The sequence below is a fragment of the Flagellimonas allohymeniacidonis genome (genome assembly GCF_004296335.1).
In the GTDB taxonomy this organism is placed as follows: Bacteria; Bacteroidota; Bacteroidia; order Flavobacteriales; family Flavobacteriaceae; genus Flagellimonas; species Flagellimonas allohymeniacidonis.
The window spans coordinates 1,499,871-1,524,549 of the sequence record NZ_SGIU01000002.1; the positions used below are offsets into that span (position 1 = coordinate 1,499,871).

General features: G+C 41.6%; 25 protein-coding genes and 1 tRNA gene. 10 read left to right on the forward strand and 16 right to left on the reverse strand.

All coding sequences use genetic code 11. The annotated features are described in order from the left end of the window. Positions 1 to 196: 196 nt before the first annotated feature. From mptB to EW142_RS15300, 6 genes are read right to left on the reverse strand one after another with little or no spacing between them, the layout of a single operon-like run. Positions 197 to 1,561, reverse strand: a complete 1,365-nt coding sequence (gene mptB, locus EW142_RS15275; protein WP_130615339.1) for a polyprenol phosphomannose-dependent alpha 1,6 mannosyltransferase MptB — start codon at positions 1,559 to 1,561, stop codon at positions 197 to 199. 3 nt (positions 1,562 to 1,564) lie between these two features. Beyond that, positions 1,565 to 3,049 (reverse strand): cellulose synthase family protein, encoded by a 1,485-nt coding sequence (locus EW142_RS15280; protein ID WP_130615341.1) that lies wholly within the window; start codon positions 3,047 to 3,049, stop codon positions 1,565 to 1,567. A gap of 1 nt (position 3,050) precedes the next feature. Then, entirely contained in the window at positions 3,051 to 3,740 is a 690-nt protein-coding gene (locus tag EW142_RS15285; protein ID WP_130615343.1) for a glycosyltransferase family 2 protein, read from the reverse strand. Beyond that, positions 3,740 to 4,216, reverse strand: coding sequence for a toxin-antitoxin system YwqK family antitoxin (locus tag EW142_RS15290; protein ID WP_130615345.1), 477 nt, complete (start codon positions 4,214 to 4,216; stop codon positions 3,740 to 3,742). Before EW142_RS15290 ends, EW142_RS15285 begins: the two co-directional genes overlap by 1 nt. A 1-nt stretch (position 4,217) precedes the next feature. After that, positions 4,218 to 5,822: a 4Fe-4S binding protein gene (locus EW142_RS15295; RefSeq protein ID WP_130615347.1), complete on the reverse strand. Its 1,605-nt coding sequence runs from the start codon at positions 5,820 to 5,822 to the stop codon at positions 4,218 to 4,220. Between the two features lie 51 nt (positions 5,823 to 5,873). Next, positions 5,874 to 7,223 carry an NAD(P)/FAD-dependent oxidoreductase gene (locus EW142_RS15300; RefSeq protein ID WP_130615349.1) on the reverse strand — a complete coding sequence of 450 codons (1,350 nt, stop codon included), beginning with the start codon at positions 7,221 to 7,223 and terminating at the stop codon, positions 5,874 to 5,876. A gap of 234 nt (positions 7,224 to 7,457) precedes the next feature. Here EW142_RS15300 and EW142_RS15305 point away from each other — a divergent pair, with 234 nt between their 5' ends. The 5 genes from EW142_RS15305 (at position 7,458) to EW142_RS15325 (ending at position 12,460) form a co-directional block, all read left to right on the forward strand. Then, complete coding sequence (locus tag EW142_RS15305) at positions 7,458 to 8,183, forward strand: DUF547 domain-containing protein (protein WP_130615351.1); 726 nt, start codon at positions 7,458 to 7,460, stop codon at positions 8,181 to 8,183. 24 nt (positions 8,184 to 8,207) lie between these two features. Continuing rightward, on the forward strand, positions 8,208 to 9,083 hold the full coding sequence (locus EW142_RS15310) for a hypothetical protein (protein WP_130615353.1): 876 nt from the start codon (positions 8,208 to 8,210) through the stop codon (positions 9,081 to 9,083). Between the two features lie 47 nt (positions 9,084 to 9,130). Further along, positions 9,131 to 10,135 carry a glycoside hydrolase family 113 gene (locus EW142_RS15315; RefSeq protein WP_130615355.1) on the forward strand — a complete coding sequence of 335 codons (1,005 nt, stop codon included), beginning with the start codon at positions 9,131 to 9,133 and terminating at the stop codon, positions 10,133 to 10,135. A gap of 32 nt (positions 10,136 to 10,167) precedes the next feature. Next, complete coding sequence (locus tag EW142_RS15320) at positions 10,168 to 11,436, forward strand: POTRA domain-containing protein (protein WP_313790923.1); 1,269 nt, start codon at positions 10,168 to 10,170, stop codon at positions 11,434 to 11,436. An 88-nt stretch (positions 11,437 to 11,524) separates the two neighbouring features. Further along, positions 11,525 to 12,460: a LysM peptidoglycan-binding domain-containing protein gene (locus tag EW142_RS15325; protein WP_205783290.1), complete on the forward strand. Its 936-nt coding sequence runs from the start codon at positions 11,525 to 11,527 to the stop codon at positions 12,458 to 12,460. Here EW142_RS15325 and EW142_RS15330 read toward each other — a convergent pair. The 7 genes from EW142_RS15330 to EW142_RS15360 all read right to left on the reverse strand — a co-directional run bounded on the left by EW142_RS15330 (position 12,457) and on the right by EW142_RS15360 (position 17,826). Further along, on the reverse strand, positions 12,457 to 13,362 hold the full coding sequence (locus EW142_RS15330) for a DUF6503 family protein (RefSeq protein ID WP_130615359.1): 906 nt from the start codon (positions 13,360 to 13,362) through the stop codon (positions 12,457 to 12,459). The genes EW142_RS15325 and EW142_RS15330 overlap by 4 nt on opposite strands. A 9-nt stretch (positions 13,363 to 13,371) precedes the next feature. Beyond that, on the reverse strand, positions 13,372 to 14,076 hold the full coding sequence (locus EW142_RS15335) for a TIGR04283 family arsenosugar biosynthesis glycosyltransferase (RefSeq protein ID WP_130615361.1): 705 nt from the start codon (positions 14,074 to 14,076) through the stop codon (positions 13,372 to 13,374). Next, positions 14,063 to 14,842, reverse strand: a complete 780-nt coding sequence (locus EW142_RS15340) for a DUF547 domain-containing protein (protein WP_130615363.1) — start codon at positions 14,840 to 14,842, stop codon at positions 14,063 to 14,065. The genes EW142_RS15335 and EW142_RS15340 overlap by 14 nt, the downstream gene beginning before the upstream one ends. Positions 14,843 to 14,920: 78 nt before the next feature. Next, positions 14,921 to 15,886, reverse strand: a complete 966-nt coding sequence (arsM, locus tag EW142_RS15345) for an arsenosugar biosynthesis arsenite methyltransferase ArsM (RefSeq protein WP_130615365.1) — start codon at positions 15,884 to 15,886, stop codon at positions 14,921 to 14,923. Further along, positions 15,883 to 16,698 (reverse strand): purine-nucleoside phosphorylase, encoded by an 816-nt coding sequence (locus EW142_RS15350; protein ID WP_130615366.1) that lies wholly within the window; start codon positions 16,696 to 16,698, stop codon positions 15,883 to 15,885. The genes arsM and EW142_RS15350 overlap by 4 nt, the downstream gene beginning before the upstream one ends. After that, positions 16,695 to 17,354, reverse strand: coding sequence for a TIGR04282 family arsenosugar biosynthesis glycosyltransferase (locus EW142_RS15355; protein ID WP_130615368.1), 660 nt, complete (start codon positions 17,352 to 17,354; stop codon positions 16,695 to 16,697). The genes EW142_RS15350 and EW142_RS15355 overlap by 4 nt, the downstream gene beginning before the upstream one ends. Then, the gene (locus EW142_RS15360; RefSeq protein ID WP_130615370.1) at positions 17,299 to 17,826 is read right to left on the reverse strand and encodes a rhodanese-like domain-containing protein; all 528 of its coding nucleotides are present in this window, start codon (positions 17,824 to 17,826) and stop codon (positions 17,299 to 17,301) included. Before EW142_RS15360 ends, EW142_RS15355 begins: the two co-directional genes overlap by 56 nt. Positions 17,827 to 17,915: 89 nt before the next feature. On the opposite strand from EW142_RS15360, the gene EW142_RS15365 reads away from it, so the two are divergent. From EW142_RS15365 to gap, 3 genes are all read left to right on the forward strand, one after another. Beyond that, positions 17,916 to 19,463, forward strand: a complete 1,548-nt coding sequence (locus EW142_RS15365) for a glycoside hydrolase family 32 protein (protein WP_130615372.1) — start codon at positions 17,916 to 17,918, stop codon at positions 19,461 to 19,463. Positions 19,464 to 19,558: 95 nt separating this feature from the next. Beyond that, positions 19,559 to 21,379, forward strand: a complete 1,821-nt coding sequence (locus EW142_RS15370; RefSeq protein ID WP_130615374.1) for a pyruvate kinase — start codon at positions 19,559 to 19,561, stop codon at positions 21,377 to 21,379. Between the two features lie 139 nt (positions 21,380 to 21,518). Beyond that, positions 21,519 to 22,511, forward strand: a complete 993-nt coding sequence (gene gap / locus EW142_RS15375; RefSeq protein WP_130615376.1) for a type I glyceraldehyde-3-phosphate dehydrogenase — start codon at positions 21,519 to 21,521, stop codon at positions 22,509 to 22,511. A gap of 561 nt (positions 22,512 to 23,072) precedes the next feature. Here the strand turns inward: gap and EW142_RS15380 are convergent. Together EW142_RS15380 and EW142_RS15385 are read right to left on the reverse strand one after the other, a co-directional pair. Next, positions 23,073 to 23,300 (reverse strand): hypothetical protein, encoded by a 228-nt coding sequence (locus EW142_RS15380; RefSeq protein ID WP_130615378.1) that lies wholly within the window; start codon positions 23,298 to 23,300, stop codon positions 23,073 to 23,075. Between the two features lie 167 nt (positions 23,301 to 23,467). Beyond that, entirely contained in the window at positions 23,468 to 23,902 is a 435-nt protein-coding gene (locus EW142_RS15385) for a hypothetical protein (RefSeq protein WP_130615380.1), read from the reverse strand. Positions 23,903 to 24,011: 109 nt separating this feature from the next. Between EW142_RS15385 and EW142_RS15390 the strand changes: the two genes are divergently transcribed. Beyond that, positions 24,012 to 24,254 carry a helix-turn-helix domain-containing protein gene (locus EW142_RS15390; RefSeq protein WP_130615382.1) on the forward strand — a complete coding sequence of 81 codons (243 nt, stop codon included), beginning with the start codon at positions 24,012 to 24,014 and terminating at the stop codon, positions 24,252 to 24,254. Continuing rightward, on the forward strand, positions 24,244 to 24,477 hold the full coding sequence (locus EW142_RS15395) for a helix-turn-helix domain-containing protein (RefSeq protein ID WP_165395291.1): 234 nt from the start codon (positions 24,244 to 24,246) through the stop codon (positions 24,475 to 24,477). The genes EW142_RS15390 and EW142_RS15395 overlap by 11 nt, the downstream gene beginning before the upstream one ends. A gap of 65 nt (positions 24,478 to 24,542) precedes the next feature. On the opposite strand, the gene EW142_RS15400 is transcribed toward EW142_RS15395, so the two are convergent. Then, positions 24,543 to 24,615 (reverse strand) — tRNA-Phe (locus tag EW142_RS15400). Positions 24,616 to 24,679 lie beyond the last annotated feature (64 nt).

Here is a 24,679-nt window from a genome sequence, read left to right on the forward strand (position 1 = left end):
GATTTAAACTGAAAAATGAACTAAAAATCTTGGAGTTTTTGCGGAAATGGACTCACCTATTTCCATAACTGATGTGCACCCTTACGGGCGACGGCGGGAAGCGAAAGGACGTACGGGAGCTGTGATGCCCAAAGAAAAGAATATGTCTTTTTGTTCTTTCATTATGGGTTAAAAGTACAAATTAATTCCAATTGGCCTAGTTTGCACCCAATTTTTTAAAGAAATCTAACTTTTTTCCTTCTTTAGCGGTCAATTCATAAATCATAACGCCGAACACTGCTAAATATTCGATGAGCAAGAGCCATAGATTTTCGGTATAATCCGGATTGGAATAGGCCCAATAACTCAACATAACAGTAATTGACCATACCAAAGGAAATCGGTACTTGGTAAAAATACCCAACACCAAAAGAAAGACAATATACCAGGGATGTACCGTGCTGGAGAGAAAAAGATAGCAAGCCAATACCCATAACATGGATTTTAGCAAAGTATTGAAATGCTCATTTTTCCGAAAGAAGGCCAGCACCAAGGTGATGCCAATTACGGCCAGCACCATGACCTTGCCATAACTTTTTATGAGTTCCCAAGGCTTGGCATCAAAGTATGTTGTTCCGATATGTTTTACCAGGTTGTAAAGGCCTGCATTAAATTCAAAATTGGAGAACCACAATCCCACAGTTTCAGAGTAATTGTCGACAAAAACGGATGAATAAAAGGGGAGAAGCAGTAAAAGACATGCCGTGCCCGTAAAGAAGTAAAAACCTATACTTTTTTTTATCCCAAAGTATCTTAGAAACAAGGGCAGAAACAATATGGGAACCAATTTCGTCATAATGGACAGCGCGTAAACGGGAGCGGCGACCCTCCACTTTCCTTTAGAAACCAGATAAAGTGCCCAAACAAAGAAAAACAGCATTACCCCTTCAAAATGGAGATTACCCGTTAGTTCGATAATGACCAATGGGTTGAGAAAGTACCAGAATGCAAAGTCTGGGGACAGGTTAAGATGTTTAAGTAGCTTTCCTGCAAAAAGTAGAACTCCGATATCGGCCATGATGATTAGGAGCCGCATGGCGATGACAGAGCCTGGAATACTTCCGCCTCCAAAGAACGCTGCAATAGTAAAAATAATCTGGTTCAACGGAGGATAATTACTGAAGTGCTTTGCGCTGAGCTCTCCCATGCCCGCAAAAAGTTGATCGGCGTTTGAGATAGGGAGGTTGTTTTGAAGGATAAGGTCCTTGGGAAGATGAATGTATGGATTGATTCCATTTTTAATCAATTCCCCGTCCCAGATAAAACGGTAAAAATCTTGGGAAAGATTGGGTTCCATCCAAAGGAACACAAGTCGAAACAGTAAGCCAGAAATCAAAAGGAATTTGAAATTCCGCTTTTCAAACTGAATCAGTTTGAGGCATAAAAAGGACATTCCCGCATAGAGCGTGATCAGTTTGACAAAGTCAGTTCGATTTAAGTCGTAGGCGAAGCTGACATAAAAGAGAAGGCTTCCCAGTACAAAAAGTATGGGATATTTGTGAAGTCTCCAATAAGACCACATGGATTATGCCTTGGAGGTCAGGGACTTGAAAAACACAAACCCGAATCCTAGGAACAACATCAAGTGAAAGGGAAACAAACCGAAGTCATTCAATGGAATGGCACTGTACATACCAAAAAGGAAGTAAACCATTAAGGCAAACTCCAAAATCATGTTGGGAGATAGTTTCTTGGCCAGATACTTATTGCCTTTCCAGCTATCGGTCAAACTGTTGATGTTGAATTTTGGTGTTCTTACAAATTCACTTCGCTTGCCCATGTGTCCTTCCAATACGGCCACTGTATTATGTAGCGAAAAGCCCAAGGCCACTGAAAAGAAGGTGAAAAACAGCTTAATGTAATCCACAAAATTGTCGAAACTGCTGCCCTGTATGCTCTTGTAGGTAAACCAATAGCAAATGAACAAAATAATAGTACTGATGATAAAGAAGCTGGTTACTTCAAAGACCCAGCCCAGGTGTCCATACGTATTTTTAATGTAGAGCATTGGAATGCTCAAAAGAGCTACGATAAACACGCAAAGGAACATGGAACTGTTCAACAAGTGCATTACCCCATGAAATTTCGTTTTAAACGGAATATTCTTGGCCATTATTACACTCCAAACGGTTTTTCTGAAGTTCTCTGCACCACCCTTGTTCCAACGGAACTGTTGTGAGCGGGCCGCACTGATTACCACAGGAAGTTCGGCTGGAGTCTCAACATCTTCCAAATATTTAAACTTCCAATTCTTCAATTGTGCTCGATAGCTCAAATCCAAATCTTCGGTCAAGGTATCCCCTTCCCAGTTACCCGCGTCAAGGATGCACTCTTTTCTCCAGATTCCGGCAGTACCGTTGAAGTTAATGAAATGACCTTTGGAATTTCTTCCAACTTGCTCCAAGGTAAAGTGGGCATCCAGCGCAAAGGCCTGAATTTTTGTAAGGGTGGAATAATCCCGGTTGATATGACCCCAACGGGTTTGCACAACACCTATTTCTTCATCTTTGAAATAGGGAACGGTCTTTTTCAACCAATCGCTTTCAGGAAGGAAATCCGCATCAAAGATGGCAACAAATTCGCCTTTGGCGATTTCCAGACCTTCTTTTAAGGCACCTGCTTTGAAGCCTTGTCGGTTTTCCCTTCGAATGTGCACTATGTCAAGCCCTGTTTTCTTAAGCCCTTCAATTCGCTTGGCTGTTTCAATAACAGTGTCATCCGTGGAATCGTCAAGGACCTGTATCTCCAATTTGCTTTTGGGATATTCAATTTTGGAAATGTTTTCCAAAAGGCGCTCCATCACATACTCTTCGTTGTAGATGGGCAATTGAATGGTGACAAAAGGAATTTCTTTGGGATCTAATAGATTGAATTTGGGCGCTTCATCATTTCGTTTTTTATAGCCTAAGTAGTTGACCAGTAGGTTGAGCTGCGCCAGACTATAGAAAAAAATCAGAATTAAGGCCGTACTATAAATAGCGATGATGATTAAAGCGATAGTTAGTCCCATATTACTTTATACTGTATTTAAAAATCCAACCCAAAATTTTTATGCCTGCAAATATAGTACCTTTTACCGTACCTGACACTTTAGAAATCCCAATTCTTCTTTTATAACGTACTGGTACTTCGATATATGCCATTTTTTTTCGCAAAACTTTAAGCTGCATTTCCACGGTCCAACCATAAGTTTTGTCCTCCATTTCCAATTCCTTGAGCTTTTCGTATTTAATCGCCCTAAAAGGTCCTAAATCCGTAAATTTTGCTCCGAAAAACAGGCGCATCAAAAAAGTGGCCAATTGGTTCCCAAAAACTTGTTGTGGAGTCATAGAACCTGGTTCGCGAAGTGATTTTTTTCGCGCTCCAACCACAAAATCAACATCTTTTTCCAAAATTGGAGCTACCACCTTATCCATTTCTTCTGGATAGTCTGAATAATCTCCGTCAATAAATACGACAATATCGGGTGCTTTGGATTGTTTATCGATGTAATCCATGCCTTTTAAACAGGCATAACCATAACCTGGGCGGTCTTCGGTGAGAACGGTAGCACCAGCTTTTTGGGCATTTTCGACCGTGTCATCGGTAGATCCGTTGTTAACCACAATAATTTCGGAGACAATTTTTGGGATGTCAGCGATGACCGAGGCAATGGAATCTCCCTCATTCATCGCAGGGATGATAACTTTGATATCTGGCATTACCTTAGATCGGAAAGTTTGTTTTCTTTTTTGAAACTACTGAAATCATACCATTCCTTAACTTTTTTTCCATTACTATATTTTTCTGCAGACTTCAATTTTTCATTCTTGTATTTAAGACAGTAGCCATTTTTCACTCCTTTTTGTAGTTGGCATTTATGGTTCACCTTCCCTTGCGTGTCATAAAATAGCCACCATTTCACCATTTTGCCATGGGCATAGTGACCTTCCATTTCGAGAAGTCCCTCCTCGGAATAGAAATACCAATATCCCACTTTTAGATCATTCTTAAAGTGTCCTTGTTCCCTTAATTCGCCGTTGGAATAGTAAAACTTCCAAAAGTCTTCGCGAGAATCTCCTTTTTTCCAGCCTTGAGACTTTATTGCGCCATTTTTATGGTATTCCCGATGGTATTCCTTGTTAAGTGAAACAAAGGAATACAGCAACAGTATTGCGAGTAAGAAGGAACGCAACATCTTATTTCTGATTCACCAATTGCATTAGATCCACATCATTGCCCAACAATACTTGGTTACCATCAATTCTGCCTTTTAATGGACCATTCTCGAGTTTTAGAACACCTCTTGGGCAAACTGCAGAGCAAATACCACAACCCACGCAGCTCGAACGAACAATGTTCTCTCCTTTTTGGGCATAAGCTCGTACATCGATACCCATTTCACAATAGGTGGAGCAGTTACCGCAAGAAATACATTGTCCTCCGTTGGAGGTGATTCGGAATCTTGAAAAGAGACGTTGTTGAAAGCCCATCATGGCGGCCATGGGGCATCCAAAGCGACACCATACCCGGTTGCCAAAGATGGGATAGAATCCTGTTCCTATAACTCCAGAGAAGATACTTCCTATAAGGAAGGAATAGGATTTTCGCAAGGTTTCAGATTTGAACAAAAACACATTGCCGTCTCCGCTAAAAAAGTGAATCCCAAGCAAAACCATAATGATAACAAAATATCCAACGGCACCATACTGGGCGTCCTTTTGTAACTGTTCCCGTTTAAAGAGCATCACCCAAGCAAAAACGACAGTTAAGAGGCCGGCAACTCCAATTAAGAACGTGCTTTTGGTCAGCCAATATTTGCTGGTATCCGTGCCTAGATACGAATAGATCACTGCTGTGGTCATTAAGGTTACAAAGACCACTACACTGTGCACCACCCAACGCTCAACATTCCACGCTTTTACCGTTTTGTCACTAAGATGCCTAAAAGAATCCCCGGCGGTTTCAGCCAGTCCACCACAGCCACAAACCCATGAACAATACCAACGCTTACCATAGCGATAGGTGAGAATGGGCGTAATGACAAAAACAGAAAGGATACCAAAAATCAAAAGGGCAAAGCCGATATCCCCTGAGCTCAAAAAACTCTTGATACGATATCCCTCAAAATTATAATAGTTTAAAGGCCAAACGTTCTTTAAGTCGTAATAGGGAAGGCTGCCTCCATTCAAGATTTTATCTCCATTCAGACGAGCCATCAATTCTGGAATGATAAAGGCAAAGGCTGTTTGAAAGAACATCACACTCATGGTGCGAATACGTTCGTAGCGATTATGGCGGTACTTCCACATGAACTTAATACCGAAAGCCAAAATGGCAACAGTATATAGGGAACCATAAACAAACCACTGGCTCGCAGGATTGCCACTCAAGGCCTTACTGAGAGGGTCAAACAGGGCGATTACACCCTTATTTTCTCCACCTCGCACCAAACCGAGATATTCAGGAAAGAAATAAAGCACGATATAGAAACCGGTAAGGGCAATACCGGCCATCCACCCCCACAAACCTTTGCTTGATATGGATTTGAACCAAACTCCATCGTTTTTGATTCCAGGCAATTTTTGGGAATAGGAATCCCACGTAAACCAAAGTGTGCCAGCGAAAATAGCCGATAACGAGATGGTCAACCACATTCCCTTGTTTGGGAAGCTTACATTGAAGGCGGCCAGAAGCATAATGGCGAGGCCGAACATTCCGATAAGGGTTGCAATTTTTTGATTCTTACTTAGATTTTTTGGAGGTTGACCAGTTAAGGCCATGCTTCTATCATAAGTGCTCATAATGGGATAGTTGATGTTTTGTATTTGACTCTTTTGTAATAGTTTTTAGAGTCAATTGAATTGGAAGATTCTTATTAAGTTTTTCTTTTTCGACTTTATGCTTTTTCCAAAATCGGAATTGAATTTGGCCACAATCTCCGATTCGTATTTTTTGTAAAACTCCGGATCAAAATTGGCATCAATCAAATGTTCCATGGCATAGTCCAAGCTTCTTTCTTCAGTGAGCCAGCGATCAAAAATCTCGTGCCGCATGCGTATTCCAAAGGTATTGATGCCCAAAAATTGGTTATTTTCCTTGTGGAAGGCCACGGTAATACAAATTTTCTCCTCAGGATGTCGCCAATGGAAATGTTCTTCATAATCCTTCCTTCCTCTATTGGAAAAGACCCAACCATAGGTTTGGTATTCGATGTCCAGGAATTTGGCAGAGTTGAACCAATGCCCCGGTTTGTACTCAATTCGGTTGCCGCAGATGGTCTGTGCTACGGTTTCTCCCATCATTCGACCGGTATACCAAACTGCCTCGATAGGCCTACGGTTACCAATGGCTTGGTGTTGTTCAGCACAATCGCCGATGGCGTAGATATCTTTTATATTGGTTTCCAGAAAGCGGTTCACTTTTACACCACGTCCCAGCTCAATGCCAGAGTCCTGTAAAAAGTCAATGTTTGGCGTAACCCCTGCAGTAAGTCCGACCAAGTCACATGGAATTTCTTCACCAGTTTCAGCAACAACTACTGATTTCACCTTGCCGTTTTCGTCGCTCACGATTTCCTTAAGATTCGAACTCAATCGAAGATCAATATGATGTTCACGGATGTGCTCGTTGATCATTTGTGATTCTCCTTCTGGGAGAACACCGTTCCAAAAACTACTTTCCCGTACCAAAAAGGTAACAGGGATATCTCTACTACGAAGCATTTCCGCCAATTCAATACCGATGAGTCCACCTCCAACAATAACGGCCCTTTTGCAGACATCCTTATTGGGAGCGTTCACTTCCAAAAGGTCAAGATCCTGTTTGGAGTAGAGCCCCTGTGCCCCATGGAGATCTTGACCGGGCCATCCAAATTTATTGGGTTTGGAGCCTGTGGCAATAATTAATTTGTCATAATGGAATGCCCTTGAGCCATCAACAAGCAACTGTTTGTTTTCAGGATTCACCTGTGTAACAAAGCCCCGAACCAATTCGATTCGGTTTTTCTCCCAGAACCAATCCTCATAAGGTTGTATATGATCAAACTTCATATGCCCCATATACACATACATAAGGGCAGTTCTTGAAAAGAAATAATCGGTTTCTCCTGAAATAATAATGATTCTCTTGTTGGAAAGCTTTCGGATATGGCGGGCGGCAGTGATGCCTGCGATACCATTTCCGATAATAACAATGTTCTCCATGAAATAATGGTTGTTCGTTGATGTGTCGCACTTAAATATAGGAACTTAACGCGAGGGTATAATTTAGAAAGAATATAAATTCTTCACCTTGCGTAAGGTTATCCCAACACATTCGAACGTCTAATGTTCTGATTTTTAAAATCTTAAATAATTCATAAAAAAGAATTCTCTCTGTATGTTGTGAAAATTGGTCTCGACAGAAGCAGCAGTTTCAATCAACGTATGCTTCATAAAATGAAAAAATCAAGAAAAATCTCGGTAGTCATTGCCGCCCTGTTGCTTTTCAATTTCGGATTTGCACAGGATACCAAAGACTTTTTTGCTAAGGCGGATACCTTCTTTAATACCTATGTAAAAAATGGACGGGTAGCCTATAAGGACATCAAAGTAAATCCTGCTACCTTGAACGAGCTATTGGATTTGGCCAAAAACATTCAAGTTTCTGCAGACGACCCCAAAACGTATCAAGCATTTTGGATCAATGGGTACAATCTTTTCGTAATAAAGGGGATTGTGGACAATTATCCCATAAAATCTCCGCTTGACAAGGCTGGCTTTTTTGATAAAACACGCTACGAGATCGGAGGAAAAAAGACGACTTTGAATGATATCGAGAACAAACTGTTGAGGGCAAAATTTCCAAAGGAGGCACGATTCCACTTTGTTTTGGTATGTGCTGGCTTGGGATGTCCTCCCATCATCAACAGTGCCTATGTCCCTGAAAAATTAGAGGTGCAATTGCAAAAACAAACCGAATTGTCGCTGAACAATCCCAAGTTTATACGTGTGTCTGGAAAAAAAGTGGGCCTCTCTCAGATTTTTGAATGGTACAAAGGCGACTTTACCCAAAATGGAAAGAGCTTGGTTGATTTTGTGAATGATTTCCGCCAAGAAAAAATAGAGACCAATGCCAAAGTGGGTTACTACCCCTACGACTGGAATTTGAACGAATCCAAATAACATTTCTTACTAACAACTATCATCATGAAACAATTTAGAAGCCATATGCTTATGGCAGGAATCCTTTTATGCTCAGTTTTGGGGTTTTCCCAAGATGACGATCAACAAGGAAGTAACATTCAGAACTTAACGCCATCAAAACTCATTGGAAAAGGACAATGGGATATCAAATGGTTCAACAACCTCTACACAGAGACAGAGGACACCTTCAGCGGAGATATTCCCAGGAATGTATTTTTCACGTCTACGCTCGATATTTTTACCGGCGTAGGTCAAAACCGAAGGGTAAACCTAGGGCTGCTGTTGGAGTTTAGGTCAAACACCGTTGGAGGCAGAGGGTTGTTCGATTTTCTATCTTTTGACGGGGAAGAGGGTACGGCCAGATCAGGCCTTACATCTTTGGCCCCAGCTATCAAATTTACTCCCATAGCCAGTTTGAACAACTTTTCCATACAAAGTGCATTTTTTATACCGTTGGTGGATAATGAAACTGAAAATGGAGTTTTCTTGGACCAAAACGGTTTTACATGGCAAAACCGCTTCTTTTATGACTACTCTTTTGCACAAGGCAAGTGGCAATTGTTTTCTGAATTGAATTCAGAGTTCAATTTTGGAGATGAGGCCGATAGCTTTGCGAATAACAGCTTACGATTGACGCCAGGATTATTTCTAAGCTATTTTCCTAGCTCTAAGTTCACAGTGTTGGTTTTGGCCCAGCATTCCCAATTACTGGATTTGGGTGGAACAGAATTCTCGCAAGATTTTACAGCGCTGGGCGGTGGAGTGAAATATCAGCTGACCGAAGAATTGAACATTGAAGGACTTTATACCAATTTTGTTAGAGGAAATGATACCGGTCTGGGACAAACTTTTAACATAGGATTACGAGCCGTGTTCTAGGAATCAATACACATAAAAAGCTATTTTAGAAGCCTTAATTCCCGATAATGAAGAAATTAGGGCTTCTTTTTTTGTGCTGCTTACAGTTTTCGTGCAGTAGCCAGAGGATGGTTACCAAGATAAATGGGGTAAGTTTTGTTGGCTCTAGGGATCAGGTAAGCCAAGAGCATGTGAATCCAGTTTTGAATGTAAATGCAAACTATGCGGCCGTAATGCCCTTTGGTTTCATTCGGGATTTAAACTCCCCAAAAGTTATTTTTGATACCGACCGTCAGTGGTATGGGGAAACCCGTAGAGGGGCAAAGCAGTATATTGAATTACTTCAAAAGAACGGGGTGAAAGTGATGCTCAAACCTCAAATATGGGTATGGCGCGGAGAGTTCACGGGTGATATTGTAATGAAATCCGAAGAGGATTGGAAGATTTTTGAGGACACCTACAAAGATTTTATCATCACATATGCCCGATTGGCAGAGGAGACAAAATCAGATATTTTGTGCATAGGGACTGAGTTGGAAGAGTTTGTAAAAAATCGACCGGATTACTGGAACGCCTTGATCAAAGAAGTTAGAAACGTTTACAAAGGAAAACTTACCTATGCGGCCAATTGGGATGAATATTCAAGGACACCCTTTTGGGACCAACTCGATTTTATTGGTGTAGATGCCTATTTTCCACTTTCAGAAGAACGTTTTCCCACTTTGGAAGCCTTGAAATCTGGTTGGCAGAAATGGAAAACCAAATTGGTAGAGCTTTCGGATCAGAATGGAAACCCCGTACTTTTTACAGAATTTGGATATCGAAGTATGGACTACACAGCCAAAAAACCATGGTTGGTGGACCGAAATGAGATGGATGTCAATTTGCAGGCTCAAGCCGATGCCACAAAGGCCATTTTTGAGGAGTTTTGGGAGGAAGACTGGTTCGCTGGAGGGTTTGTTTGGAAATGGTTTATTCACCATGATGATTCTGGAGGACCCAAGGATAACCGATTTACTCCACAAAATAAACCTGCTGAGATAGTTATCCGTAATTTTTATAGTAATTACTAGACCAAGAGATAGAATAGCCATCTCTTAAATCTGTGACCTTAAAAAAGCTTTCCTTTTATTTCCTGTTTTTGGTTGGTATGATTGCCTTTGGGCAGCATGGTACGGTTACTTCGGTCAGTATTCAAGGCAATGAACGCACCAAGACAAGCTTTCTAGAAAAAATCATTGGATTAAAGTCAGGAATGCCCTTGGATTCCGCCGTAATTGATCAAGACATCTATAAATTGAAGCGATTGCCTTCTATATCCCATGCTTATGTTCAAGTGCAAGAAAGGGACCTCGAGGGTGAGTATGATGTAGTGTATGGCATTGAGGAAAACTTCACACTGATTCCCTTTGCGAGTGTGTATACGTCCAATGATGATGAGTTTGCCTTCCGTATTGGACTGCAGGAATTCAATGCCTTTGGACAGAATATCACCCTAGGAGGATTTTATCAGCGTGATATTTTTGATTCTTTCGGGGCTCATATTCGAGCCCCCTATCTTTTGGGTAAAAAGTGGGGGCTTTCCTTTAGTTATCAAGACCTGACTACCCAAGAACCCGTTTTCTTGGAAGAGGGAACTGCGGATTACCGCTACAACAATGAATCTGTAGAGTTGTTGGCCCTTTACCAGCTTAATTTCAAGAACAGACTGGAGTTTGGTCTAAACTTGTTTACAGAGGACTATCAATATCTTTTTGGGGTGACTTCCCCTGAGGTTCCCCAAAATCTGCGTGTGAACAAACATCTCTTAAAGTTGATCTATGATTATGATGGACTTCGGTATTATTATCAGTACTTGGAAGGATTCCGAAGTACTTTAAATCTCCAGTATGTAAATAGCTCAGATATGCGCCTTCCTGAATTCTGGATTGGGTTTAATGACTTTTCCTATTTCCATAGGGTAGGTTCAAAGGGAAACTGGGCCAGCAGATTGCGTTTGGGGCTTTCTAGCAACTTAGATACGCCATTTGCTCCCTTCGCAGTTGACAATAACCTAAATATTAGAGGTGTTGGCAATACCATTGACAGAGGTACGGCAGCCATAGTTTTAAATACGGAATACCGGCATACCCTGATAGAGAAAAACTGGTTTGTACTGCAAAGCAATGTATTTATTGATGGCGGTACTTGGAGAAACCCTGGAGGCGATTTCGGTGATTTTGGAGATAGCCAAAACCTTAGGGTCTACCCAGGCGTGGGGGTCCGGTTCATTCACAAGCGAATTTTCAATGCCATTTTCAGAATCGACTACGGGCATGGCATTACCCAAGAAGCTTCAAGAGGTATTGTATTTGGCATCGGTCAATATTTTTAAGTTTTTTATTCACAATCCGTTTTATAACCCCTTATTTTTCGGATATTTGTAAGGCACTCCCTTTTATTTTCAATGCTCTATGCAAAGGATGATTTTTTTTGTCCTGTGGGTCTGTTTTTTCAACTACTCATGGGGGCAACAGAACAGCTACACCGTGATTGCAGAGTCGGGGGATGGCATCTATTCCATTTTAAGGAAACAAGGAGTTGATCCGGTCAAATATTATCAAGCATTTATTGAACTCAACGAGGAAAACATAAAAGATGGGAGTTTTCTCTATGTAGGAAGGGAGTATCAGATTCCGTTTGCTCCAGATTCCTTTAAAAATAAAGCAATTCGAGTGACCCTTCCAGAGGAAGTGGAAGAACCTATTTTTGAAAGCGGACTAAATGCCTTGAACCGAAAAAGTAATCGACTTGGCAATGCTGTATATTATCTGATTACCGAAACCTCCGATTCCAGCGGAGACCGATTTACGAAGCAAATTGGAGTCAATTTAGCTCGGGAACTGATGGTCCATGGGGCCACGGTATTTATTCTGGAGGACAAGAGGGAGAAGCATCCCAAAGAAAATGAGGAGGTGTTGGCAGACCAGAATGGGATGGGCGTATTTGTGGATGCCGTGAACAAACGGTTTTTGAAACACTCCGGAAAATATCAGCGCTTGTTGGTCATCCGTTCCAACGGAACAATCCAGAATGGAAAAATAAATGTGGCGGTTTACCATCATGAAAAGAGCAAGGAAGGCCAAAGACTTGCAGCGAACATTGAGGAAATCTTTAAACAGCACGGAGCAAACAACAAACGTTTCAAAGATGTGCAGACCGTCCTGGAAGATAAAAACAGCCTCTATTTGGCCAAGAATGTGTTGCCCGCGATCAGTCTACTTGACATTACAGGCAGTTCCCAATCTTCAAATCCAAAAGAAATTCAGGTTTCATCCAATCGGAATGCTTTTGCCCGATGGTTGACCAACGGGATTATGAAGGATTATGCTGACCTTGATTTCGAGGACCAGGATTAAAGTCCTTCCAAAACTGTAGCTCCCTCAGGTATATTGAAATGATCTGCTTCCAAACTTGGGTCGAAGGCAACATCCGATAGCTTTATATTGGTGATATGCTCACCGGCTGTCTCATCTTCAGTCAACCAATACGTCCTATAATTTGCAGGAAATGTTATTCCTTCCACAACTTGTTTTCCTGACAGTTCCATCAATTTTTCGGGGAGATGCTTTCCTTTTTCGAAATATCCTGGGTAGGAAACGATATAACGGATGACACGAAGCTGCTTGGTTTCGGCATCCAAATACAGCACATAGTAATCGTCAGGGGCATCACCGGTGCCCTCATCAAAAGAAACTTTGACCACATTATACGATCGGCCCTTAAATCTTTTCTGGGGGAGTAGTTCAAGATTGACGCCTGTTCCATCCAATACAAAGGGCTGTGCCATAAAGAAATAGGGGGTCAAGGACCAAAAACGGGTATTATATGGAAAGGTCGTGCTGTCCTTTGCGATGGTCCAAGCTTTCTTGCCATCCCAGCCATATTGGGAGGTAGAATCTCCCACTTGATAGTGTCGGGCCCTACTGGACCAAGGGTCAATTACTTGATAGGTGTCCCGGGGTGTGCCGCCATCAAGGGGCTGATAGTTAAATCGAAAAGACACGGCTCCGTTTTTATACCATCTTTCAAGCCCTCCATGGGCTTCCATGGCATCCCAGATGACCTTTCCAGATTCGGAACCAGTAAGTCTGCTATGGGCTTTTGCCACCCTGTTGGCTATCCAACTATCGGGAACCATAACGGTTTCTTTTTGCGATTTCTGAACGGAAATGGGTACAACTTCCTCTTTTTTAGTTTGCTTACAGCTAGAAGCTAGAAGAACCAAAGTGCAGAATGTGGTCCATACGATATTTCTCATGATAGTAATTTAGGTCAATAGATGTTTGTAATAGTAGCGATATAATTCGTCAGGGCCAGCACCCAGATAATTTTTAACGTGAATCATTCCAAAATGGAATTGAACCCGAAGCCAACCTTTTTCTCTGTATTTCCGGGCTGAAGTGATAACGTGATGCGGCAATACCTTGAATTTGGTATGATGGTACAGCCGTCGAATAAACTCTGTATCCTCATAAATGAGATACTGTTCATTGAAGCCTTGAGTCTTTTCAAAAAGTTCTTTTTTGATGAACAATGATTGGTCACCTCCCCTGCACAGAGAATGGTTGATACGGGATAGCCATGCAAAAAATCGAAGTATAGGGTTTTTGGAATCGAACTTCATTCGAAAACAGCCTGACTGGTAGCCTTCGCCAATGGCCTTTAAAACAATCCTATCAAAATGTTTTGGTGGAAAGGTGTCGGCATGCAGAAAGTAGAGAATTTCTCCGGTGGCATGTTTTGCCCCCGTATTCATCTGTCGCGCCCTACCTTTTTTTGAAGAAATTACCGTGGCCTTATTTTTTGTGGCAATTTTAATGGTTTCATCTCTGCTACCGCCATCGACACAGATAATTTCTGCGATGAAATCCTGGTCACTGGTTTGGCCAAGATGCTCCAAAACTTTGCCTAGACCGGCCTCCTCGTTGAGCACGGGAATTATGATGCTGATTTTCGGACTATTTGGCTTCATTTAAACTCCAATCATATTCCAAATAATCAATATCCGCGTCTTTCGCTACTGGATTGTTCAAATAGGTGTTGATATACTCCAAGAGGGATTTTCTCTCTGTAAAATCGCCTTTGTACCATTTAAAGATTCTTGAGAGTTCGGCCTTTCCTTTTTGAAATCTGTTTCTTTTGGTGTCGTTGATAAAATCAACTGCTGTTTTCGAAAGCAAGCGTTCCATGCTTTGGGCAGTGAAGGCACTATTCAACAGTTTTGGGCAGGAATAAGAGGCGCAATTAATGGCAAAATGGATACGGGGTTCATCCATTTTCCGAAGTATTTTGTGCTCAATATCATTGAGGGAAGTCAGCTTGCTTCCCACCTTTATCCAGTCTCTTTTCCATCGATTTGGAATATCCTTTATACTTATAATAGGGTAATGGTCAACTATTAGCTTTACCGTGGCAGCATTGTATAAATTGATGTAATAGGCCAGTTTTTCATTTTTTCCCCAGTCCTTCGCTGGAGGGTTTTCCGCAAGAAAATCCAAATACGCTTGTAAACTTTGGACGTTCTCTTTTAATCCACCGTAGTTCACATTACCCTCATCATCCACATACTTCTTCAACAAATCACCCCAGACTGAATGATCTAGCGTTTGTATCTCACTTTGTGGAATCCGTTCAGCATGGAAAGATTGTTTATGATTTGGAGTTAAAGATGTTTGCGTAGCGCCCCTACACGATATTAAGACCGTAAAAATGAGTAGGTAATTCAAAGGGCTTTTCATAGCTATTTTTCGCAATGCTTTCTAAAGAAAGTCTCAAAAACAAGCAAAAACTTTCAATGGTTAAAAAAAAAAGGATGCTTAACAGCATCCTCCCCCATCGTAGTGCCAAGTACTTTCGCTAACATGAATTTCATCAGAAGCCTTTCCTAGCGCAGCTGCAGTTTTATCACATACCGCCAAAGGCTGATTTTGCAACAACACATGCCCCTTGTTGTCATCAAAGTATTCTTCACCGCCATAATAAATGGCTGTTTTACCCGTAAAAACGCAAGGGCCATCCTCGGGCATGGGATCTTTTATGGCAGCAATTTCGATAGATTCAATATGAATCAGCTCATCTGTTGGATAGTGGTTGGGAGACAGCACTCGATACGATTTTCTCGCCCTAATCTCAATGGTGCCAAAACCTGCATCGGTCAAAAACTTTACATAATCCCTGATCGGAATACTTCCACTTAAACAAAGTGCCCTTAAACGGTCATCATTCCGAAGCTCATCATTCATGGGTTGCTCGCAGGTTGGGTCACTCATTACCAATCTTCCATGAGGTTTAAGTACGCGGTACATTTCGGCGACCGCTTTTTTCAGGTCCTCCATCTTAAAAATATTGAAGAGACAGTTTTGTGCCGCTACATCGATGCTCTCGTCCTCAACAGGGAGGTTTAGGGCATCGCCCTTGACCAAATTAACAAATTCACTTTTGAACCAATCGTTTTCTTCCTCGGCGATTTTAAAGTTATTTTTTGATGCTTCCAGCATTTCATCCACAGAATCTACTCCGGTAATACCCCCTTTTTGCCTTGAAAAGTAAGCGAACTGAAGAAGCTCCATGCCTCCGCCAACACCAACATAAAGCACTTTGGGGTTATCAATCAAATCTTGGGCAGAAACCGTACTCCCACAGCCATAGTTCATTTCCTGCATGATTTTGGGAATGGAAAGTCCGGGAAATTGCCAGATTGGATTGGTGGTGCAACAAAGTCCGACATCGGGGGTAAGTGCGGCCTCTTTGTAGAGGTCCTGCGTAGCATCTAAATAACTCATATTTCTTTTATTAGTTCTTTGAACAATTGGATCATTTTAGGTTCCGTCTTCCCAGCAATCTCGATAATCTCTTGAATGTTAATAGGTTGAAGATTGTCAGGGTCACATTCATCGGTCAAAACCGATACGGCTATAATAGGTAGTCGCAATTGATTGGCAACAATTACTTCGGGAACCGTACTCATTCCAACAGCATCGGCACCCAAAATTTTAAGCATGCGATATTCGGCCTTGGTTTCCAGTTGAGGTCCTACCACCGAAACGTATACTCCTTTTTGCAATGTAATTCCCTCTTTCTGGGCGATAGCCTCCACTTTTTTCCGCATTTCGAGGTCATATGGTTCACTCATATCCACAAAACGGTCACCAAATTCCACTACATTTTTAAAGGCCAAAGGAGAACCACCCTGAAGATTGATATGATCTTCAATCAGCATGATATCCCCTTTCTTGAAATCGAGATTGATGGCCCCCGCCGCATTGGAAACAAACAGCTTTTTTATGCCAAGTCCGTGCATTACACGGATGGGATAGGTAATATCTAGGAAATCATAACCTTCATACAAATGGAACCGCCCTTGCATCACCACCACTTTTTTTCCTGAAATGGTGCCATAAATGAGTTTTCCTGAATGAAACTCAACAGTCGCCAGCGGAAAATAGGGAATATGGTTGTAGTGAGCTTCGATGGGATTTTCGATTTCACTGACTAACTGCCCCAGACCGGTGCCCAAGATGATACCTATTTCAGGGGATTCAAATCCTCTTTTGTTTAAATACTCCAGTGATTCTTCGACTTGTTTTTTGGTCATTCTGTAATATGGGTTAAAAAGGGTTTAAAAACTGCAATATCCTTTATGTCTTCGTAGAGGTCAACATCATTTTTTTCGGGTAAAAGACATACCGATTCTTGTTTCAGGTCATCCAAAGTATCGCTAAGAACGGTTTCCTGGCCCCAAGCTTTATTTTGAAATACCTTCTCGTTCAATTGGTTCATACCAAGCAGATAATATCCACCATCTTCGGCTGGTCCTACCACATAATCGTGCTGATCTAGTTGTGCAAATACATTCTCCAAATCCGATTGCGAAAGATCGTACATATCACTTCCAATGATAATGATTTTTTCAAAACCTAAAGCAAAACCTTCATTGAAGGCATTCAGCATTCTTGATCCCAAATCGGGTCCCTCTTGCAGTTTTTTCTGATAAGTTGAGTTGTCCCAAATATCATTTTCCCAAATAGTTTCTGAGTAAAAAACGTGTTTTTCGGCGGCCAGTTCCTTTGTAAAGGAAACAGTATGGTTTAGAAGGAATTTATAAACGTCGAGTGCAGCTTCTTCCCCAATTTTTGCGGCCAAACGCGTTTTGCATTTTCCGAGTTCGGGATTACGGGTAAAAATAAGAAGTAGGTTATGGTTCCTTGGGCTCAAGTGTTTCGGTATTGAATGAATAAATCTTCTCGGCATTGGTCAGGAGTTTCCCCCAAAACTTACTGTAAGCATGAACCTTTTGTGTTTCTTTTTGCAAGCTATTGTAAACGGGATGCCCTTCGTTTTTCCATTGGAAAATTCCTCCGTAGAGGTTTTTTACATTGCTATATCCTGCTTCCTTAAGCTGTTCTCCAATATCCTCAGATCTCACTCCAACAGAGCAGTACACTACAATGGGAGTATTTTTATTGGGTACAATCGATTTCACTCTGCTCAAATCAAAATCTTCATATCCTACCCATTGCGCATCTTTTAAATGACTGGTAGCGAATTCCTCTTTTTCACGGGTATCGAGCAAAAAAGCTCCTTTGTGTCCTGCTAGGGTTTCCGGAAAGATGTATTCAACTGAGCCCGAATTGAATCGATCTAATACCTCGGGTATGCTCGACTGGGTCCACGCCCTAAGGATCAGTAACGAGAAAAGAGCAAATAAGATTACATATCGCATGAGTCAAAAATAACAAGTTAGGCGGGATTAATTGAAGGGGTGCAAAACAATTATGATTATCTTAAACTCTAAATTTTGCAAAAACCCCAATGAAAAAAATACTATTCCCTTTTTTTGTGCTTGCTTTGGTATTGGCCTGTAAAGAGGAGACCAAGCCAAAGGAAATTGAAAAAAATCCAACCAAAGTCTACACAGAGATGTACCGACCTCAGTACCATTTTAGTCCAGAAGAAAAATGGATGAACGACCCCAATGGTCTGGTTTATCATGATGGAATCTACCACCTGTTTTACCAATTTTACCCCGATGACATTGTTTGGGGCCCCATGCATTGGGGTCATGCGATCAGCAAGGACATGATGCATTGGGAACACAAGCCCATTGCGCTGTATCCTGATGAGCATGGCTTGATTTTTTCAGGAAGCGCGGTTGTAGACCATAACAATACCTCAGGTTTTGCCAAAAATGGGGAAACGCCCTTAGTTGCCATTTTTACGTATCACCTTATGGAAGGTGAAAAAGCGGGAAGGGATGATTTTCAGACCCAAGGCATTGCTTATAGTTTGGACAATGGAGACACATGGACCAAGTATGAAAACAATCCTGTAATCGGTAATCCGGGCATTCGGGATTTTAGGGATCCCAAGGTATTTTGGCACGAGGAATCCGAACAATGGATTATGGCCCTGGTGGCTGGGGACCATGCCAAATTTTACAGTTCTGCCGATTTAAAAAAATGGAAGTTTCTCAGTGATTTCGGGAAATACCAAGGTGCGCATGGCGGTGTATGGGAATGCCCCGACCTTTTTAAGCTAAAGGCGGAAGGTACCGAAGAAGAAAAATGGGTTTTGATCATCAGCATCAATCCTGGGGCGCCCAATGGAGGCAGTGGTACCCAATATTTTATTGGTGAGTTTGATGGAAAGCGGTTCACTTCCAACCAGAGGAAACCCAAATGGTTGGATTTCGGAACAGATAACTACGCTGGGGTAACCTATAATAACACACTCAACAACGAACGTATTTTTATTGGATGGATGAGCAATTGGGATTATGCTAGGGATACCCCAACGGAAAAGTGGCGCAGTGCGATGACGTTGCCCAGAGATCTATCACTCCGGAAGGAAGGAGATGATTTTGTTTTGCTTAATTATCCCTTTGGGACTGTAGATAGTCTAGCGAAAAAAGTAATCACAAACGGAATTAAGATTCCTCCACAAAATAAAGAAACCTTGAAGGTTGATGGATTGAACCAATCACAGATTCGCTTTTCAACGGAATCCAAAAACTTTAATGTAATCCTGAAAAATGAAATGGGAGAGACCCTAAATTTGAGTATGGATACTGAAATGGGAGCTTTCCTTTTGGATAGGATGCAATCCGGGAAGGTGGATTTTCAACCTGAATTTGGTAATAAGAAGCACCATATGTCCATTTCCTCTCTTAGAGAGGAGCCGTATGAGGTCAAAATCTTTCTGGATTGGTCTTCGGTTGAGGTATTTATCGACCAAGGAAGGTATACAATGACTCAACAACTATTCCCAACAATGCCCTATGATCAGTTAATAATTGAAAACAATGATGATGAGGCCGATATTTTAGATGTTTCAATCGATGCAATGGATTCCGTATGGTAATTGGCATTTGTCTGGCAGAAGTTTTGGGTTCTGATTTTTGTCAGCTTTTTTTTCTGAATCCCTTTGGAAATTTGACTGTTCTTAATCCTCAATAAATGAATTTGTCCCCGCACCAGCTTCAGGAGACAGCTTTACTGATTGATAAAATCGTTCTTGAAATAGAACAAGGCCAAGGCACCTACAAACCCTTGCTTGCAGGGGTCTGCGAATACTACCAAAAGAGTGCCTACAATCTGTTGGATTATAAGACCTTTCGAACTTTTGATGTAAGGGCTCTGCAAGAAAAGCTCAAGACCTTGGGCCTGACCCGATTGGCCAATGCCGAAGGCAACATTCTTGGCAGTTTGTTGAATGTAAGGGAGGTAATCGGGAGGTTGAACGGGGAAATTACCCCGACTGAAAAGAACGTTGGGCTATCAATTGGGGATGGCAATAGACTCTTAAGAGAGAACACTCAGAAGCTTTTTAGTGTAAATGGTGACAGAAGAAGGGTCCGAATCATGGTCACACAACCAACTGAAGCCGCCCACGATTACCAAATGGTGCATGAGATGGTCCAAAATGGAATGGATTGCGCTCGTATCAATTGTGCGCATGATGGTCCTGAAGTATGGGAATCCATTGTTAGAAATGTGCGAAAAGCAGCGGCTGCTTGTTCCAGGGAAGTTAAAATTGCAATGGACTTGGGCGGCCCTAAGATACGGACAGGAAGCGTTCCACTTGGTCCTGAAGTTCGCAAATTTAGACCTAAGCGTGACTTTTTGGGCAATGTGGTAGGGCCAGCACTCATTCGAATGGTCCCTGAAAAGAAGGAAACTCTGGAATCCGACGAAATTCCAGTGGCCCAAGATTGGTTACAATACTTGGTTGAGGGAGAAACCTTGATCGTTAAGGATACCCGAGGGAAACAAAGAAAGCTTAAGGTATTCAAGATTGAGGAAAACAGCACTTTACTTTCATGCAAAAAAACGGTCTACATAGCAACCGGAACCCAAATTAATCCAAAGAGAAAAGAACTGCCCAAAGTCGCGGTTGGAAAACTTTCGGCAAGGGAACAGTCCATCGAATTGTATATTGGAGATACTTTGACCATAAGTATGCATCTGGATTCAGCATCGCTTCCTGAATTCGATTCCGAAAATAACTTAAACAAGCCAGGGCGTATTGCCTGCATTCCGGCAGAAATTATTCAGAAAGTAAAACCTGGCGAGCTCATTTTCTTTGATGATGGCAAGATAGAGGGGATTATAGAGAAAGTGAGCGAGGACTTTTTTGAAGTGAGAATTACAAAAGCAAACGCGAAAGGTTCCAAATTAAAAAGCGAAAAGGGGATCAATCTTCCCCAGTCCAATCTGGGCATCTCAGGGCTTACTGAAAAAGACCGGCAAGATCTTGCATTTGTGGCAACCCATGCCGATATCGTTAATTTTTCATTTGTAAACAGCGCAGCCGATGTGCACGATCTTTTGAGTGAACTGGAACGATTAAACGCGTTGGACAAGCTTAGCATCATTTTGAAAATAGAGACGCAAAAGGCTTTCGTAAATCTGGTTGACATTGTTTTGGCCGCAATGAAGACCAAATACATAGGCATTATGATTGCGCGTGGTGATTTGGCTCTCGAGGTCGGATGGCGCAATATGAGCAAAGTTCAAGATGAAATACTTTCCCTTTGCGGTGCAGCTCATATACCCGTGGTTTGGGCAACACAGGTTTTGGAAGGGCTGGCGAAAAAAGGATTTCCATCTCGATCGGAAATCACAGACACCACTTCCTCATTAAGGGCAGAATGTGTGATGCTGAACAAGGGGCCCTATATTGGAGAAGCCATTGCTTTTTTGAATGAGCTTCTCCAAAACATGGAAAATCTTCATGAAAAGAAAGAAGGAATGTGGCCCAAAATCGATTGGATGTAACGGGCATTCATCCAAAGGATTTTTCTTGACCATTTTATAGGATTGAACGCTTTCAATTTCCAGGGTCACTTTGTAATTTAAGAGGTGGTTTTCAGACTAAGAATACCTAAAAACAATTGTTAACTTAAGAACACATACCATGAGAATTGGAATAAACGGAATGGGCCGCATTGGCCGAGCGGCCTTAAAAGTAATTAACGAAACTCCCGGGCTGGAAATTGTAGCCGTAAACGATATTGTCCCCATCGATAACATAGCCTATCTGATAAAATATGATACGGTTTATGGAGTCTATGACAAGGAAGTGACCCATGAAGATGGGCATCTCATTGTGGATGGGCAACGCATACAATTTACATCGTATAGAAACCCTGAAGAATTGCCATGGAAAGCCCAAAATGTGGATTTGGTGATTGAAAGCACCGGGGTTTTCACCAAAGGAGAGGACGCGGAACGGCATTTGAAAGCAGGGGCAAAAACGGTTATTATTTCGGCACCGACCAAAAGTGTGGATACGCCCACAGTGGTTCATGGAGTAAATTCCTTGGATGGGGAAACCAGTGTTTTCTCTTGCGCTAGTTGTACCACGAACAACATCAGTCCGGTTGTTGAGGTTTTGGGAAGAAGAATTGGGATAAAAAAAGCCATCATGACCACTGTGCATGCCTACACGGCTTCCCAAGGAATGGTGGATGCGCCTTCCAAAAAGAATTTTAGAATGGGAAGGGCCGGAGCTCAAAACTTAATCCCAACGACCACCGGAGCCGCAATTGCCACAACAAAGGCCATGCCTGAATATGCAGGAAAATTTGATGGCGTTGCCATTAGGGTTCCTGTCCCAGTAGGCTCAATTTCTGACCTGACTTTTGTCACGGAGCGAGAAGTGACCGCAGAAGAGGTGAATCAAATTCTGCAAGAGGAAGCAGAATCAGACCGATATAGAGGTGTTTTGGCCACAACCAATGAGCCCATTGTATCATCAGATATTATTCAAAGTCCGTATGCTTCTACCGTTGATTTGGCGATGACCCGGGTAGTGGATGGCGATTTACTTAAGGTAATGACCTGGTACGATAATGAATGGGGCTTTACCAATCAAATGGTTCGACAGATTTTGGAAATCAAAGGTTAAAAGTAAAAAGGGAAACATTTTGTTTCCCTTTTTTGGTTGTATAGATGTAGATGAGACCCTACCGGGTAAATGAGCTTGTTTATTGGCCCTGTTGATAGGGCCCTATTCCTAAAGGAGATACCTATATAAACTGGTCAGGAATGAGTAGAGGGAACATGCGATGACCAGATACCAAAATACGTATCCCATTTTTTCTTCAATAGCGTTCATTAGTGGTTGAGGTTTTAATTCTACATCGAAGATACTGAATGTACAGAGTGGTTTAATGTAGCTTTTTATTCCTAGTAGGGAAAAGGATATAGTTGGTCAAAAAAACTTTGTAAATGGTAGTATTGCCCAATTTATGGAAGAAAAGGATTTTCTGGGTGCTGTATTCCCGTGAAAAATTGTAAGGTGGTGGGAAAAAGCAAAATATCTTGTGACCCAAACATCTTGATGGGTCTTACAGTTATGGCAAGATAGCTTCACAAGCTTTTGCTGAATTATTCAATACCAATAAAATAGGGAAGCAGGCAACAAGTGGAATTGCAATACTTGCGTTGGAAATTGCCAACGGAAACTTTAAACGAGCGGAGTTCCTTTAATTCGCTTTTCTATTTTCTTTTTCTTCACGGTAAGGCTCTTCATGATTTCCATAAGCTTGGAATCCTTTGTTTTCTTGTAGATTTCGTTGATGGAAAGTATAAGTTGTTTGGCTTCACGTGAAGCCTTTACGCGGTCACTGGTAGACATATGACTCAAAGTCCTGCTTTCGAACTCGGCGGCCTGTGCTAATAAATCCTCGGTCATTTTTATTTAAAATTAATCTAGATTGCCTAAATATAAGCCTTAGTTTGATATTTAAAACTTATGGGGCCATTCAATTTATAGATTTATGAAAATCTTAAGAAGTAGTCCGTTGACTACAAAAGAAAAATCTTTTTTCAAATATATTCTTTTCCACCAATTGTTCTAGATTAAAACGAAACACTTCTCGTTTTCTTTTTTACTAGTACGTCTCCTGTGTATGTGTGTAGAATGTGGACGCAAAGGCTCGGGTCTGGTGCACCTATCCTAAAGGATAGTTCCAATTGTTGGGGCCATATTTGTAAACGGCCATCTACCAAGGGCCTGGGCAGGCAAATGTTTTGCCCCTTTTGGTACTTGTACAGGGCATGGGCTTCAAATAGAAAGGAAAATTGAAAGACCAGACTGTCCACCACCTCCATTTTGGCCAAGTGGGAAGGCTCGGTTTTGTGCAGCACAAGGCGGCTATTTTGGCGTTGCATACGGTTAAGGAGCATGCCATTGTGGTAGTTGACAATCTGGTGCGTGCCAAAGGTGAGTTGCAAGGCGGCCGTTGAAGTTTCCTCTTGAAAACTTGCCAAGGTTTGGAGTAGGTTATTGGACATATTGGATGCTATTTTAATAAGACTAGGTTTTCAAAAGTAGTAAAAAGGTTGTAAACAACCCATTGTATACAATTCGTTGTATAAAACCTATCATTTGCAAATTTGGATCATGTCAAAGCGTGAACGAAAAAAAGAGATTCCGGCTTTCTGCATTGAATTTGGAAAACGTATCAGAGCGCTACGCTTGGAAAATGACCTCAGTATTGCCGAAATTGCCTTCAAAGCTGGGATTGATGCCCAAAATTTGAGAAAATATGAATTGGGCAAGCAGGAAATGAAGATTTCCATGATGAAAAGAATTGCGGATGCCTTTGGGATTACCACTTCAGAACTATTGTCTTTTGATAAATGATTGGACTAAAGCGGAAAAGCAAATTCTTATAGAATTTGGGGAGAAAGTCCGAAAAATTCGTAGGGAAAAGGGGATGACACAAGCCGATTTGGTTCATGAGGCGGGTGTTCATGGCAATATGATCGGTAGAATTGAACGGGGTGAACGCGCGGCTAATGTTCTACAACTTTTTAAAATTGCTAAAGCTCTAGGAGTTAATATTGACGAATTGTTTGATTTATAAAAGTCTTAAGAAGTAGTACAACGCCTATAAACAAAAAAACCGGCTTTCGAGCCGGCTTTTTTTTGTGGTACCTCCAGGAATCGAACCAGGGACACACGGATTTTCAGTCCGTTGCTCTACCAACTGAGCTAAGGTACCGAGCTGCCTTTCTTCAAGGCGGGTGCAAATATAATTTCAAAATTAGGATATACAAACAAAAACA